12 protein-coding genes and 2 tRNA genes are annotated in these 14724 nt (G+C 63.2%); 2 read left to right on the top strand and 12 right to left on the bottom strand.

What is annotated here, in order from left to right:
• Positions 1 to 85 precede the first annotated feature (85 nt).
• The 10 genes from VOI18_RS11460 to VOI18_RS11415 all read right to left on the bottom strand — a co-directional run bounded on the left by VOI18_RS11460 (position 86) and on the right by VOI18_RS11415 (position 9258).
• Complete coding sequence (locus tag VOI18_RS11460) at positions 86 to 703, bottom strand: energy transducer TonB (RefSeq protein WP_323762550.1); 618 nt, start codon at positions 701 to 703, stop codon at positions 86 to 88.
• 220 nt (positions 704 to 923) lie between these two features.
• Positions 924 to 2402 carry a hypothetical protein gene (locus VOI18_RS11455; RefSeq protein WP_323762549.1) on the bottom strand — a complete coding sequence of 493 codons (1479 nt, stop codon included), beginning with the start codon at positions 2400 to 2402 and terminating at the stop codon, positions 924 to 926.
• 213 nt (positions 2403 to 2615) lie between these two features.
• The gene (locus VOI18_RS11450) at positions 2616 to 4133 is read right to left on the bottom strand and encodes a tetratricopeptide repeat protein (protein WP_323762548.1); all 1518 of its coding nucleotides are present in this window, start codon (positions 4131 to 4133) and stop codon (positions 2616 to 2618) included.
• Between the two features lie 156 nt (positions 4134 to 4289).
• Positions 4290 to 4907 (bottom strand): energy transducer TonB, encoded by a 618-nt coding sequence (locus VOI18_RS11445; protein ID WP_323762547.1) that lies wholly within the window; start codon positions 4905 to 4907, stop codon positions 4290 to 4292.
• 14 nt (positions 4908 to 4921) lie between these two features.
• Complete coding sequence (locus tag VOI18_RS11440) at positions 4922 to 5323, bottom strand: biopolymer transporter ExbD (protein WP_323762546.1); 402 nt, start codon at positions 5321 to 5323, stop codon at positions 4922 to 4924.
• Between the two features lie 11 nt (positions 5324 to 5334).
• On the bottom strand, positions 5335 to 5742 hold the full coding sequence (locus VOI18_RS11435) for a biopolymer transporter ExbD (RefSeq protein ID WP_323762545.1): 408 nt from the start codon (positions 5740 to 5742) through the stop codon (positions 5335 to 5337).
• Positions 5739 to 6275: a MotA/TolQ/ExbB proton channel family protein gene (locus VOI18_RS11430; protein ID WP_416374880.1), complete on the bottom strand. Its 537-nt coding sequence runs from the start codon at positions 6273 to 6275 to the stop codon at positions 5739 to 5741. The genes VOI18_RS11435 and VOI18_RS11430 overlap by 4 nt, the downstream gene beginning before the upstream one ends.
• Before the next feature lie 14 nt (positions 6276 to 6289).
• Positions 6290 to 7678 carry a MotA/TolQ/ExbB proton channel family protein gene (locus VOI18_RS11425; protein WP_323762543.1) on the bottom strand — a complete coding sequence of 463 codons (1389 nt, stop codon included), beginning with the start codon at positions 7676 to 7678 and terminating at the stop codon, positions 6290 to 6292.
• 22 nt (positions 7679 to 7700) lie between these two features.
• The gene (locus VOI18_RS11420; protein ID WP_323762542.1) at positions 7701 to 8483 is read right to left on the bottom strand and encodes a DUF3450 domain-containing protein; all 783 of its coding nucleotides are present in this window, start codon (positions 8481 to 8483) and stop codon (positions 7701 to 7703) included.
• Between the two features lie 700 nt (positions 8484 to 9183).
• A tRNA-Gln gene (locus tag VOI18_RS11415) sits at positions 9184 to 9258 on the bottom strand.
• 237 nt (positions 9259 to 9495) lie between these two features.
• On the opposite strand from VOI18_RS11415, the gene VOI18_RS11410 reads away from it, so the two are divergent.
• Together VOI18_RS11410 and sppA are read left to right on the top strand one after the other, a co-directional pair.
• Positions 9496 to 9572 (top strand) — tRNA-Pro (locus VOI18_RS11410).
• Positions 9573 to 9773: 201 nt separating this feature from the next.
• Positions 9774 to 11561: a signal peptide peptidase SppA gene (gene sppA / locus VOI18_RS11405; protein WP_323762541.1), complete on the top strand. Its 1788-nt coding sequence runs from the start codon at positions 9774 to 9776 to the stop codon at positions 11559 to 11561.
• Between the two features lie 99 nt (positions 11562 to 11660).
• Here the strand turns inward: sppA and VOI18_RS11400 are convergent, their stop codons facing one another.
• Entirely contained in the window at positions 11661 to 12887 is a 1227-nt protein-coding gene (locus tag VOI18_RS11400; protein WP_323762540.1) for a DUF3667 domain-containing protein, read from the bottom strand.
• Positions 12888 to 12962: 75 nt separating this feature from the next.
• Positions 12963 to 14597, bottom strand: coding sequence for a peptide ABC transporter substrate-binding protein (locus VOI18_RS11395; RefSeq protein ID WP_323762539.1), 1635 nt, complete (start codon positions 14595 to 14597; stop codon positions 12963 to 12965).
• Between the last annotated feature and the right edge of the window lie 127 nt (positions 14598 to 14724).

Genomic DNA, 14724 nt, shown 5'->3' with positions numbered 1-14724 from the left:
GTCCGGCCTTCGCCGGACATCCGACGGGGATGACAAAACCAGGAGGGGTGGCGTGGGGGGCTCAGCCGCCCGCGCGCCCTGTCATCTACCCATCAAGCCGATAGTCCAGCCGTGTTGTGGCGCCGCGATAGAGGATGGGTTCGCCATTCTCGATTTGCGGGTTGTAGTGCCAGCGGCTGACGGCGTTCATCGTTGCCTGCTCGAAAGCGCGACTATCGCAGTCGAGGGCCCGGATATTGGTGGTCCGGCCTTGCGGCGTGATGTCGAAGATCACGGTACAGCTGCCGGAATTGCCGCGCGAGGCTTCCCGGGCCGGATAGACCGGCTCGATCCGCAGGGTGGGAGACGGATTGCGGTCGATCCGGATCGGACCGTCTCCGCCTCCCACGACAGGAGGATCAACCGGCGGCAGGGCGTAGATGACGCCATCGCCCGGACCGGCGGGGACCGACCGGTCGACGGTCAGGCGCTGGACCGGTGGCGGCGGCTCGACGGGCGGGATTTCAGTGATCGGAATCCGGACTTCCGGATCGATCGGTGTCACCTCGACGTTGATTGCATAGCTTGGCGGATCTTCCACCGCCTCCCGCTCCACACCCGGAACGGCGATCAGGTCTTTCATCATCAGGAAGAGTCCGATGGTGACCGCGCCGGCTATCGGCAGCACCATCGGTGTACGCAAGTGTTGGATCATGGCTGTCATTGAACAGGCCTCCCCACGGGCGTGTTCTGCATGGCCTCACAGAGGTATGCCCCAAATCCCGGCCAGTGGCCCGGCGCCGTTCACCGGCGACGGGTTGGCCGGTGCGGGTCGGCCTCACAACACGAGGCCTCGCCGCACTGTCAGCCTCGGCCGGGGTCAGGGCAGAAGCGGGGCGCAATCGCGGTCAATTGGGGCGATTGCAGGGTTATCGCTTGGCGGTTCAGGTCGGCTGCGTCACCGGCAGGCGGTTCCCTTGACGGTCGAACCAGGGCTCGCAGCGCTCTGGAATGTCGAGGACTCGATTGCCCGCAATGTCATACCCGGCCGGCGAGACGACAATCTGCCGGCGGGCCCGTTCGACCTCGATCTCGCAGTCCTCGATGGTGATCTGGCGCTCCAGCTCCGCTGCAGCTGCGAGGATGGCGCGCTTGCTGGCGATGAATTCGAGCCAGCCTTGTGCGCCAGCGCGGGAATACTCCCACTCCAGGGCCCGGTGGAAGGCCCGCGCCGCCCCGCCCAGATCGTCCTGTTCCATGCGGGCATTGCCGATATAGGTCCAGATGTCGCCGGGCCGGGACAGGCCGCCGCGATTGAGGGCCTGGACGAAGATGGCTTCGGCCTCGGCAAAGCGCCCGGCCTGGTAGAGCGCTTCGCCATACGCCTCGAAATCGGTCCCGGCGCCGGATGTTGTGGCCACCCGCTCCAGCACCGGCAACGCCCGCTGCCACTCGCGCGCATGGCGCCAGAGATTGGCCAGCAATTGCATGTTGGCAGTCGAGCGTTCGACCCGACCGGCATTGAGCTCACGCTCCAGCATCACGGCTCCGCCATAGGGATAGTCATACCAGGAGTAATACTGGGCCAGACGGACCAGTTCGGCGCTGGAAGTCAGCATGCCACCCAGATACATGATCCGGTTGACCTCAAAAGCGTCGGCCTCGCGGCCGGCTTGGGCGAGCAGGCTGGCATAACTGGTCCAGTTGGCCTTCTCGGCCGGCCAGCGCGCCACCATGTCCTCGATCAGGGCGAGCTGGTCCGGCAGCATCGCCAGTTGCTGGTAATAGTAGAGCAGCAGGGAGAAGGTCTGGCGGTCCGCCCCGCCGGCCTCGGCCTCTTCGGCCCGCGCAAAGGCGAAACGGGCATAGGGCAGACCACCCTCATGGTCCTCGATGCGGGCATGGGCCTGGGCCAGGCGGGCGGCCAGATCGCCGTTCAGCGGCACGCCGCGGGCAATCGCCGCCTCGATCAGAGTGATGCCGCCCCGATAGTCGTCGACTACCATCAACAACTGGCCGGTATTGATGCGCAGCGCATTGGCATCCTCGTCGGGCAACGCGCCCAGGGCGATGACCGCGCGCCAGTCGGCAATGGCGCCGGTCAGGTCTTCCAGTTGATAGCGCGCGCGGCCGCGCTGGCGCAGCAGGATCGCGCGCTCATAGGGGGTCAGGGAGCCGGTGGCGATCAGGGCGGTGTAGCCGGCTTCGGCATCGCGCCAGGCACCCTCGCCTTCCAGATGGATCAACTCCAGCAAGCGGTTGCCGACCGCAGGCGACAAGATGCCGGGCGCTTCATTGCGAACGGTGGCGTGGGCTGTTGGCAGGGTCAGCGCGCACAGCGCCCCTGCCAGTACCAAGACAGGCCCGGCCTTCGAGATGCGCTGCCATCCGGCCACGAGGGCCGCTCTGATTGAAAACTCCATGTGCCTCTCCCCAATCCATGACGCGACCTCCCCAGCCCGCATGACCGTCATGTCATGAAAGCTTCGGCGCGGTTCGCGGCGGGAATGGGGCGATTTGGGGTTGTTTTGATGGCAGGGCGATCCGGGGATTGCGCGTCCGCGCGGCATGGGGCCAAAGAAAAACGCCCTGGCCGGTGGCCAGGGCGTTGATCACATCAGACCGGTTCGTCGGGATCAGCCGGCGTCGGTCTCGTTGGCTTGTGTTGCGGCAACTTCGCTCAGCCGCTCACCATGGATGTTGTACAGGTCGGAGCAACGCTCCGGCACATCGACAACAATCCGGCCACTCTCGTCGACATCACCCAGCAGGGTGGCGGTTTCGAGAAGGTCGCTGATCGAGAAGCGGCACTCGTCCTGACGGACCCGCTCGCGGATCTGCACGCGCTCGCGCGCCGCCCGCTGACGGTTGGTGATGAAGGTCGCCCAGCCATTGGCGGTGCGGCGGGAATACGGGTAGCGCGCACCTTCACGGAAGGCGGCCAGGGCCGACTCTTCGCGACCCAGCTCGGCCCGCACATTGCCCAGCAACGTCCACGCATCACCCGGACGGTCGAGACCACCGCGGTTGAGCGCTTCGGTGAAGGCATCCTCGGCCTCGTCGAGCTGACGACGCTGCCACAGGGCTTCGGCCAGCTTGAGGAAGTCATCGCCATCGCCGGTCAGCTGAGCCAGCTGACGCAGGACCGGGATCGCCCGCTCCCACTCACGCGACTGGCGCCACATGTTGGCGAGGAGGTTGAGGTTGTTGCGGGTCCGCTCGACAACACCGGCATTGAGCTCACGCTCCAGAATGATGGCGCCGCGATAGGGGTATTCATAGAAGGAATAGTACTGGGCCAGCGCCACGATCTCACGGCTCTCGGTGAGCATGCCGTTGATATACATGATCTTGTTGGCTTCAAACGCATCCTGCTCGCGACCCGTCTGGGCCAGCAGGGAGGCGTAGGAGCGCCAGTTGTTCTTCTCGGTCGGCCAGCGCCCCACCATCTCCTCGATGATGCGGAACTGGTCGGGAACGCGTTCGAGCTGCTGGTAGAAGAACAGCATCAGCGAGTAATCGCCGCGGACGCGTTCTGCACGCGGCTGGGCATTCCAGTAGCGTTCGGCCCAGACCACACCATCACGATAGCGTTCACCCTGGGCATAGGCCTGGGCGAGCATCCGCATGATGCGCGGGTTGAGACCTTCATTGCCGAGCACGGCAACCGCAGCTTCAAGCGCCTGGATGCCGCGGGTGTAGTTGCCTTCGGAAATGTAGAGCTGGCCGATATTGATGCGCAGATCGGCGATTTCCTGGGGCAGCATGGCACCGGTGGCGATGGCCGCTTCCCAATCCTGGATGGCCCGCATCACCTGTTCCATCTCGTAATAGGCACGGCCACGCATCTGCAGCGAGATCATGCTTTCATACGGGTTGATGCTGGAATTGCCCAAGGCCCGCGTCAGGGCCGTGACCGATTCCTGGAACTGGTCATTGGCCTGGAACTCCTGGGCTTCGAGCACGATCTGGCCGATCGCCGCCGAGAACACACGCTCGGCCTGGTTCTGCTCGGAGTCTTCCTCGTTATTGTTGTTCCGCCGGCGCTGGGCATCGGCGTCGGTAATCATCACCCCGGCCATGGTCACGGCGAGGGCAAGTGTCGCGACAGAGCGCAGCAGGCCCGATGTATCGAAACCGTTGAAACGGATCATCGATGGCTCCTTCATACCGCCCCCAACTCCCCGGGGTCGGCTTTCCAAAAACTCACGGGGATGCGGACCGGTGCGGTCCTGGTTCATCCCTGGCGACGGTTCAGCCCCGGCGGCCAGTGGAGCGCGGCAGACCTGCGGTCCGCCGCGCCCGGATCACTATTCGGCCAATCGGAAGTCGAAGCGGGTTTCCACGCCACGACGGGCGACGGGAACACCGTTCTCGACTTTCGGGTTGTACCGCCAACGTTCGACAGCCCGGGTCGATGCGCGCTCGAAGAACGAGCTGTCGCACTGATAGATGTCGATATTGGTCGGCGTACCGTCCGGCGTCACATCGAAGCGGACGTAACAGCTGCCCTCGATACCACGTTCCGCAGCGCGGAGCGGGTATTGCGGCTCGATCCGGACCAGCGGCTGGGCATCACGGTCAGAGACCGAGAAGCTGACGCTGTCCGAGTTCAGCTGCGGTGCCTCGAAGTCCGGAATGGCACCCATGACGGTGGCCAGGCCTTCGGACGGCTGCTCGGCACGCTGCCGCTCGATCTGCGGCGGCGGGGGTGGCGGGTCGACCTGTTGCACATCATCGATCGTGGTGTCGCGGACGCGGGCTTCCACCTCGGCCACTTCATCATTGATCGAGAAGGTGACGTCATCGACTTCATCGGGCTGATCAACTTCATCAACCTTGATGAGATCCTGCATCACATAGAACAGGAACACCGTGACGATGGCCGCAACCGGAACGCCGATAACGAGACGTATGAAACTTCCCATTTTCTTTCCTCCCGCTACTGCAACGTCGAAATCTTCACTTCGACTTCCATCTCCGAAAGGAGCTCCTGGACGTCGAGGATCAGACCGATATTGGCACCTTCATCACCCTGGATCATGGCCTTGCCCAGCGGGTTCTCTTGCAGCAATTGCTCGATAACCCCGCGGAGTTCGTTCATCTCATAGACCCGGCGGTTCACCCAGATCTCGTTGTCCGCGGTCACGGCAACAAGCATGGACGGGTTCTCGTCATCTTCGGTCACGGCGTCGGGGCGGACAGTGTCCACACCCGGCTCCTTGATGAAGACAGAGGTGACGATGAAAAAGATCAGCAGGATGAAAACAACGTCCAGCATGGGCGTCATGTTCAGCTCGACATCTTCCTCGTCGGTATTCACGCGGCTTGCACGTCTAGCCATGTCTACCTCCCCTATCCGTCGTTCTGACGCTGGATCGAAACCGGAACGCCATTGGCGCCCATTTCGTCCCAGATCTGAACGATGATGCCGTGATGGGCTTCGTCATAGACCTCGAGGAGGACCGCGGAGTTCGGCTCTTCCGCCCGGAAGCGGTTGACGGCCGAAAGCACGCGGTCGACATCGGTGCGGACCTGATTGACGAAGATCTCATTGTCCCCGTCGACCTGGATGACAATCGGCGGAGCCGCATCGGGTGGCGGATCGTTCGGATTGTCCTGCGGCGGCCTCATGTCGATGCCTTCTTCCGACAGGAAGGTGGCGGTGACGATGAAGAAGATGAGCAGGATGAACACGATGTCGAGCATCGGCGTCATGTTCACTTCGGCCTGGTCATCCTGGTGTTTTTGACGACGCCTCATTCCACTGCCCCCTGACCGATCTCGAGCTCATCAGCCAGCTTCGACACGCGACGCTTGGCGAGGATTTCGATCTGGTTGGCGAAGATGAGGCCCGAAAGGGACGCCACCATGCCAGCCATGGTCGGGATCGTGGCCCGGGACACACCGGCCGACATGGCCTGGGCGTCCGAGGAACCCGAAATCGACATGACGTCGAAAACCGAGACCATGCCGGTCACTGTTCCCAACAGTCCGAAGAGCGGAGCGACAGCGACGAGGGTTTTCACCAGCTCGACATTCTGATCGCAACGCGATTTGACCTCCGAGATGAGTTGGTCGCGGATGGCGTGGGCATACCAGCTGTTCCGGTCTGCCCGCGCATTCCACTCCCTCTTCGCCGATTTCGCAAAGCCCTCATGGGCCATGTAGAAATAGGCGAAGCGCTCGAGGATAAAGGCCCACATCACAAATGTTGTTGCCATGATGACAACCAGGACGGGGCCCCCGCGCTCGAGGAACTCCTGAAGGCCGGTTTGTACGGCCTGGAAATCCATAACGCTTCCTCCGATTAGCCTTGTGCGCGTTCTTCAGCGTGGCGGGCAATCATGCCTGCCGCCTGCTCTTCGAGCACCTGCTGAACGCCGCGCGCGAAGCTTTGCGCGAAGCTGTGGATGAACAGAAGCGGGATCGCCGCGATGAGACCCAGAACCGTGGTCATCAGGGCTTCGGAGATACCACCGGCCATGATGCGCGGATCGCCCGTACCGAACAGGGTGATCTGGGTGAAGGTCTTGATCATACCGGTCACGGTACCCAGAAGACCCAGCAGCGGTGCGATACCGGCAGCCAGCTTGAGGAAGTTGAGACCGAATTCAAGCTTCGGCGTCTCCTGCAGGATGGCTTCGTCGAGCTTCAGCTCCATGGTCTCGACGTCTTTGTCCTTGGCACCTTCATAGGCCAGCATGACGCGGCCCAGCGGGTTGCCCTTGGAACCGGACGACTTGCGCTTCTGGCCCGACACGGCGGCCTGGGTCATCAGCAGCGAGAACATGCGGAAGAAACCGAACAGGGCGGAGATGATCAGCAGGCCGATGATGACCTTACCGACATTGCCCGACTGCTCGATCCGCTCGTTGAGATCCGGAACGTCCTTGTAGATGTTCAGGAGCGCGCCGCGCGACGGGTCGACGACACCTTCAACGATTTCACCCGTGTCCGCATTGAACAGGGCCGAGGCGGCGGCGACGAAGTTGGCCGGCGGCTGGGCTGCCATGTCGGTCAGCGAGTAGGCACCGGTGTTTTCACTCTGGCTCCAGAGCGCGAAACGCTGGTTGTTGTTGTAGTTGGTGAAGGCAACAAACGGACCGACGCGGGTGATCGGCACGGCTGCGCCATCGCCCAGACCGGTAACCCGGCCGTTGAAGGTCACGACCTGCTGCTGCTGGATCATCTCTTCGATGACACGGCGCGGGATGAAGTCGAGTTCCGCACGGGTCGGCAGGGTCCGTGAGTTGGACAGGGTTTCCAGCGCATCGGCACGACCCGGGAACTGACCCGAGATCACCGACTGGTCGATGATGGCGGCAAATTCGCCGGCGGCCTGACGGGCGGCACCGAACAACTCACCAAACGCACCCTGGCGCTGGCGCAGCTCGGCATCGAGTTCGTCAATGCGGAGCTGGTTGTTCTCGAAATCAGCCGACAGCTGGGTCGCCTGACGCTCGAGCGAGGCCAGTTCGGCACGTGCGGTGTTCAGCTGGGCCTGCTGGTTGTTGGTGGAGGACTGGAACTCACGCAGGCGGGCGGCATTGTCGGCGCTCGCTTCACGGGCGTCGGAACGCACGCGGTTGAGGAGTTCGTTGAGGGAACCGGCGGGCTGGGTCTGGGCCACAGCACCGGCGGTAAGAGCCACGCCAAGAGAAACGGCAGCGGCGAGCATCTTCATTGTGGTTTTCATCTTAACTCTCCGTTCCAAGCCGTTACTGGGCGACCTGCGGGCCAGGCAGCGGCACGAGGAAGATCGACGGCGTCGTCACTTCGTCGGCGATGCGGATGGCACGCGTCACGTTGGCAAGATAGCTGTTCGGCAGGGCTTCCCAGTCAGACGAACCGTTGTGCAGGATCGTCATGGAGTTGTCCGGATAGCGGCGGATCATCGCGACACGACCGATCTGCAGGACTTTCACCTGAACCGGAATGCCGTCTTCCAGCACTTCCTCGTCATACGCGTTCACACCGCGGCCGTAGGAGGCTTCGATGTCATAGGCGTTGAGGATGACGCGGTAGCGTTCAGCCGGGGAGATATTCGGATTGTCGATCAGCTCGTAAAGACGCTCGATGCGCGCCAGACGGCCGGCTTCGCCTTCAAGGCGGAACGGCAGGTCGAGGGTCACGAACTCTTCGAGGAGCACAACCATTTCACGCATCATCGGCGCGAGATCACGCTCGATATTGTCAACGCGACCGATCTGCTGCTCGAGCGAGGCGATCTCGTTTTCCTGCGAGCGGAGGAATACCTGCTGCTGCTCGACGAACAGGCGCTGCGACTCGATCTGCTCGAGCAGTGCGCGATATTCCAGTTCGATGTCCGTGCGCTGGTCGTCCAGCTGTTCGATGCGGGTCTGGGTCTGCGCCCCGTTCGCCGTATCACCACGCGCGACTTCGAGCGTTTGGTTCAGCTGCGCAACGGCGGCCCCCCCAAAGGCGCCCGCCGCCACAGTCGCCATAAGCGACGCGCGAACCAAATTCTTCAAGTTCACCATTTCTCGCCTCACAATGGTCTATGCGGGTTTGTCCCGAAAGACTCCCCGCCCCAAAAAAACTTCGATGCTGAGCCAGCAAAACCTGCTGGCCTGGCCCCCTGCACTTCATTCAAGCGGCCTAGCCTGGTCGTTCAAGCGGCCTAGCCGGGTCACCGATAACAGCGACCTAACGTCCCAAGTCTGCACGAGTGGTTACCGCAACTGCGGTTCACCCGGTCCGTGACGGTTGCCCCGTCATCTCGTCGACGCAGATGCGCCGCTTGAAAATCCGTTGAACGCTAACACCAGCGTTACACTACGATCAATACATCTTTGTGGCTGGAATGCGGCCCGAACTGATAACAATAAGGCAAGATTCGCGTCTCACGATCATCCCCTCACCGCAGTTCGCGCAAGGATAGCAATGGCTACCCCATGAAGTTGCGTCCAAATACCGACTGTCGGGCGAAACTCACGCGCCATCGCCGCGCCCTCACAATCCGGTGATCGGTCCACCGCTGCACAGCGCACCACCGGGCGGGTCACGGACAGGTCACGGGGGGTGCGGGCCGCGGCGGCCCGGCCGGACCGCTCCTTCACCAAAGCGATTCGCGCAGGCCCGCCCCGCCGGACGGCGCATCGTGCGGGACCGGCCAAACAGCAGTCACCGGACCTGCCGGTTGCCGGTCTCACGCCGACAGGCGGATATTTCTGGAGAAGATGGCTGGGGCGCCAGGATTCGAACCTGGGAATGCCGATACCAAAAACCGGTGCCTTACCACTTGGCGACGCCCCAACCGGAGCCGTCTAAGACGGCGAGCGGCGTAAATACATAACCCCCGGGAGGGATGCAACGGCCCTGTGCGGTTCATCTCAGTTCGACCCGCACATTTTGCAGTGGGTGATGGCCGGGCGGACCGTATCGGCAAGGCTGCGCAAGCCATCCCGCAGGCCGGCGCGACACGCACTGTGCACGCCTGTCTTTGCCGCGTTGCACGGGACAGAAGAGTTGGCTATAAGCCGCGCCTCGGTTCGGAGTATAGCTCAGCCTGGTAGAGCACCGTCTTCGGGAGGCGGGGGTCGCAAGTTCGAATCTTGCTACTCCGACCATTCTCTTTCCCGCCTCATGAATCCCGTCACCCTGAAGCCCTTCGGGGCGACGCCAGGGCCGCGAGCAATTGCGGCACCGGGGATCAGGCAACTGCACATCCCTCGACCCATTCGCGCCAACGCCCTACATAATGGTCCAAACAGGACCGCAACTTGCAGGGCCTGCCACATGTCATGAAAGCGCGGGGCGAAAGGGCTCTAATGAAACAGTTCTGGATTACTTTCTTCGGATCCATCGTCGGCGTGGTTGTCGGATCGCTGCTGACCCTGGTGCTTGGCATCGTCCTCATCGGCGCCATGATCGGCGCCCTCGTGGAGGGCGCACAGACCGAAACCGCCCTGCCCCAGACCGCCATGGTTCTGGAACTGGACCTGAGGGATGGTCGCCTCGACAGCCCGTCGCGCTCGCCCTTCGGCTTTGCCGAACCGCTGTCCACCGTCGAGGTCGTCCGCACGCTTGAGCGGGCCGAGACCGACAACCGGGTCGCCGGCCTGTTCATCCGCGCCAATGAGTTCGGCATGTCGCCAGGTGCGGCGGAAGAATTGCGCGGTGCAATCGAGGATTTCCGCGCTGCCGGAAAATTCGTCATCACCCACGCCCAGGGCTTTGAAGGCACGAGCGTGACCGGCTATTTCGCCGTTGCCGGTTCCGACCAGATCTGGCTGCAGGACACGACCAGCTTCACCGCGGCCGGCCTCGCCTCTGAAACCATGTTCCTGGGCGGTCTGTTCGCTCATTTCGACGCCGTCCCGCAATTCGAGCAGTTCCACGAATACAAGGGCGCCGCCAACACCTACACGCAAAGCGACTTCACCGAGGCGCACCGTGAAGCGACCGAATCCTTCCTGGGGTCGATCTATGACACCGCTGTCCGCCGCATCGCAGAGGATCGCGGTCTCGATGAGGCCGCACTGCGCGCCATGTTCGAGTCGGCGCCGCATTCGGCCGAGGAAGCCCGGACACTGGGCCTGGTCGATCAGCTGGGCCAGGTCATCGAAGCCCGCGAAGCCGTCCGCGCCCGCCTCGACGGCGAGGCCAGCTTTGTCGAGATCGCCCAATACCACGCCCAGTCGGCACCGGCCTGGAACAATGGTCCCGTCATCGCCCTGATCGAGGGCCAGGGCGCCATCGTCACCGGCACGCCCACCGGCAGCCCGTTCGGTGGAGAGGAAATGATCGGCGGCGACTTCATGTCAGAAGCGATCCTGGCAGCCGCCGACGACGCGTCGGTCCGGGCCATCGTGATCCGGGTTGATTCGCCCGGCGGCTCGGCGATCGCCTCCGACCAGGTGTGGCACGCTATCACCCGGGCCCGCGAGGCCGGCAAGCCGGTCGTCGTGTCGATGGCCTCGATGGCGGCTTCGGGCGGCTACTATATCGCCGCACCGGCCGATTATGTGCTGGCCCACGAAACCACGCTGACCGGTTCAATCGGCGTGCTCGGCGGCAAGATCGTGCTCGACGGCACCTTTGACCTGGTCGGCCTGAATGCCGAAACGATCGCGGTCGGCGGCGAATTCGCCACCGCCTTTTCGGCCCAGCAGGAATGGACCGACAGCCAGCGCGCAGCCTACCGCTCGCAAATGTCGGACATTTACGACGACTTCACCCAGCGCGTGGCCGATGGTCGCGACCTGCCGCTCGAGCGGGTGCTGGAAATCGCCCGCGGTCGGGTCTGGACCGGAGCCCAGGCGCTGGACCTGGGGCTGGTCGACGAGATCGGTGGCCTGCGCGACGCCATTGGTGCCGCACGCGAGTTCGCCGGTATCGATGCCGAACAGCGCATCCGCCTGCGCCGTTACCCGGCCCAGCGTTCGCCGATGGAAGCGTTCCAGGAGCTGTTCGGCGTCTCTGCCGAGACCGCCCAGTCCGCGGCGCGCCTCAACGCGCTGATGGACATGCCGGAAGTGCGCGCCGCCCTGCAGGCGCGCCAGGAGATGAACCAGCCGGGCGTGCAGATGCGCTCGCGCACCGCCGTGCCGAACTGACACGCGGCCACACCCGAAACGACAAAAGGGCCCGCGCCAGCGGGCCCTTTTTTTTGTGTCTGGAATGGACGCATCGCGACCCGGTCCGAACACGCCATCTCAGGTGTTCATGACACTCACGATGAGCAGGCCCAGCAAGGCGAAACTCAGCAGGATGAGATAGGCAAAATCGAGCGTGACCAGACGCAGGATCGAACTGAAGCGACCGTGCGAATAGACCGTCCGGTGCAGGCGGTAGAGATACCAGTTCGACCAGACCAGCCCGATCATCACCGCGATCCAGCCCGGGATTACATGCGCCGCCAGTGACAGGCCGGTGATCAGGAAGAACATGAAAGCGTGGAAGTGCAGCGACACCACCAGGTGGTCGTAGAAGAAATAGCCCTTCTTGTAGAAGTGCATGGCGGCCAGCATCAGCGCATAGAGCGGTAGCAGGCAGAACATCATGGTCGGCGCCCAGCGCTGCATCTCCGCCGCCAGGGTCGCACCGCCGCTGTCGATGATGCGGTCCGCCCGGTCGGCCAGGTCCCGGCGGACCGGCAAGGGCAGGTCTTCCAGACCGTTCGGGTCGACCATCACCCCATCACCCACAGTGATGGGCCCGTCCTCGCCAGCGTCTTCGCCGGCAGTCTCGGCCGGAAAGTCCTCAGGGAGGATCGCTCGGCGCAAGGACAGTTTGATCTCGTCGCGATTGGCCTGCTCCTGCAGCGTCCGGACCTCCGGTGGCAGGTCCGGCGGGGCTTGCGCCTGATCGATTCCGGCCTCGGCCATGCGGGCGATATTGGCGCGCTGTTCCGGCGATATTCCGGCCTCGGCCAGCTGCGCATCCAGGTCGGCGAGGCCCGTTTCGACGCTCGCGACTTCGTCCGGGGTCGCCACCTCGGGCGTGCCGGAGTCGCCGCCGATACCGTCCAGGGCAAAGACGAGGAGGAAAAACAGCACGCTCGCCGTCAGATAGAGACGGAAGGGCATCACATAACGGGCGCGCACGCCGCTGAGATAGTTCTGGGTGATCTTGCCGGGCTTCAGCATCAGCGGCGGGATGGTGCGCCACAGGCGTCCTTCGAGACCGAACAGCCCGTCGAGGATATCGGTCAGCAAGTCCCAGATCGGTCGGTGATAGGTGTCGGCAGTCTGGCCACAACTGTGGCAGACCGGTCCGGACAGCTGGGTCGCGCAATTGGAACAGACGCCGGCCGGCGTCGGTGCCTGGAACACCGAGTAGCGATCGCGCTTCTTGCGCTTGGACGCCTGGATCGCGTCGCCGAGCTCGCCGGCGCCGCTGCCGGCCACGACGGCCTCACTGATGGGATCACTTCCGGTCATGAAAAAGCCCTGCCCCCTGGCGTTGTGCGAACACAAGCTAGGTCGGCAGGGCCTCTTCTGACAAGCGCGTCAGCCTTATTCGGCTGTGGCGCCACCGTCTTCCAGGTCCGCAAAGCACAGATAGCGCGAGCGGTGGATATTGGTGAGATTGTCTTCCCAGCCAGTGACCCGCGGGTTCACCAGGCTCTTGTTGACGTAGAAGACGATCGGGATGATCGGCATGTCATCGATCAGCATCTGTTCGGCATCCGCCATCATCTGCCCGCGCAACTCCTGGTTCAGTTCGCGGTTGGCCTCGGTAACGAGGCTGTCGAACTCCGGATTGTTGTAGCGGGCATAATTCATCGGCACCGACCGGTACTCCCCGAGGAACAGGAAGTTGTAGGGATCGTTATAGTCGGCGATCCAGCCACCATCGGCGACCTGGAAGTCGGAGGCGCGCAGATTGTCATAGTGGATCTGCGTGTCATTGACGATCAGCTCGGGCTGGACCCATTCGGCGATCGCCGACCAGTCGTTCTGCACGACCGGCGCAATCCGCGGGTTATCGCCGGTGGCGCGGTAGGTGTACTCGAACGCGAACGGATTGTCCGGACCATAACCGGCCGCCTCCAGCAGCGCGCGGGCGTTCTCGCGGCGCTGCTCGACCGGCAGCTCGGCCCAGTCCGCCTCGACGCCGCCCGGATAATTGGCCACGCCCGGCGGGATCATCGAATAGGCCGGCACCTGACCGGCCCGCAGGATCTCGTTGGCAATGAAGTCGCGATCGATTGCCATGCCCAGCGCATTGCGGACATTGGGGTCGTCGAACTGTTCCAGCGTCGTGTTCACCGAGAAATAAATGGTGCCCATGAAGGGGTGGACGCGGACATAATCGGGAATTTCGCGGCGCAGGAACTCCATCTGCTGGCCGGGGAATTCCATGTTCAGGTCAAGCTCGCCATTGCGCACCCGGCGTCCGGCCGCCGAATTGTCGACGGTCGGAAAGAAGTACACATCGTCGATGCAGACATTGGAATTGTCGTAGAAATTCTCGTTGCGGACCAGATGGACATAATTGTTCGTCCGCCAGTCCTCGAGCGTATAGGCACCGTTCGAGACCATGTTGCCCGGACGCACCCATTCATCACCATAGACCTCGACCACATGCTGCGGCAGCGGGAAGGTCGTGTAATGGGTCAAAAGGCCCTGCAGATAGGGCGCCGGATTGACCAGCTGCACCTCCAGGGTGCGGTCGTCGATGGCTCGCACGCCGATCGAGGACGGGTCGGCCGCGCCGGTCGCCGCTTCTTCCACGCCCGCAATCGGGTACAGCAAGGAGACGTATTGCGCGCCGGTGGTCGGCGTCGCAATGCGACGCCAGGCGAAGACGAAATCGCTGGCCTTGACCGGCTCGCCATCAGACCAGACGGCTTCGCGCAGGGTAAAGGTCCAGGTCAGGCCGTCCTCGGACACGTCCCAGCTTTCGGCCATGCCGGGAATCGGAGCGCCATCCGGGGCATCTGTGAACAGCCCCAGGAACATGTCGCCGATGATATTGTTTTCCCAGGTGCCGGACGCCTTGTGCGGGTCCAGCGACAGCGGCTCCGCATTATTGCCGCGGTTCAGCATGACCCGGCCTGAGTCTGCAGCATCATTGGCGCCACAACTGGCCAGGGCCAGCGCCGAGGCTGACATGAGGACGGTATTGAGAATTCTGGTGCGGATCACGGTTTCGGTCTCCCCTCCGAAGCAGCACGACGAGTCACTGATTGATGTTCTAGCTGAACATCATCGGCCGGTCGACACTGGCCGACCGGTCGCGCATAGTCGATTGAACAATGAGATTTACACGAGT

This window comes from Maricaulis sp. (assembly GCF_034670125.1).
Lineage (GTDB): Bacteria > Pseudomonadota > Alphaproteobacteria > Caulobacterales > Maricaulaceae > Maricaulis.
This window is presented reverse-complemented; position numbering and strand designations above follow the sequence as displayed.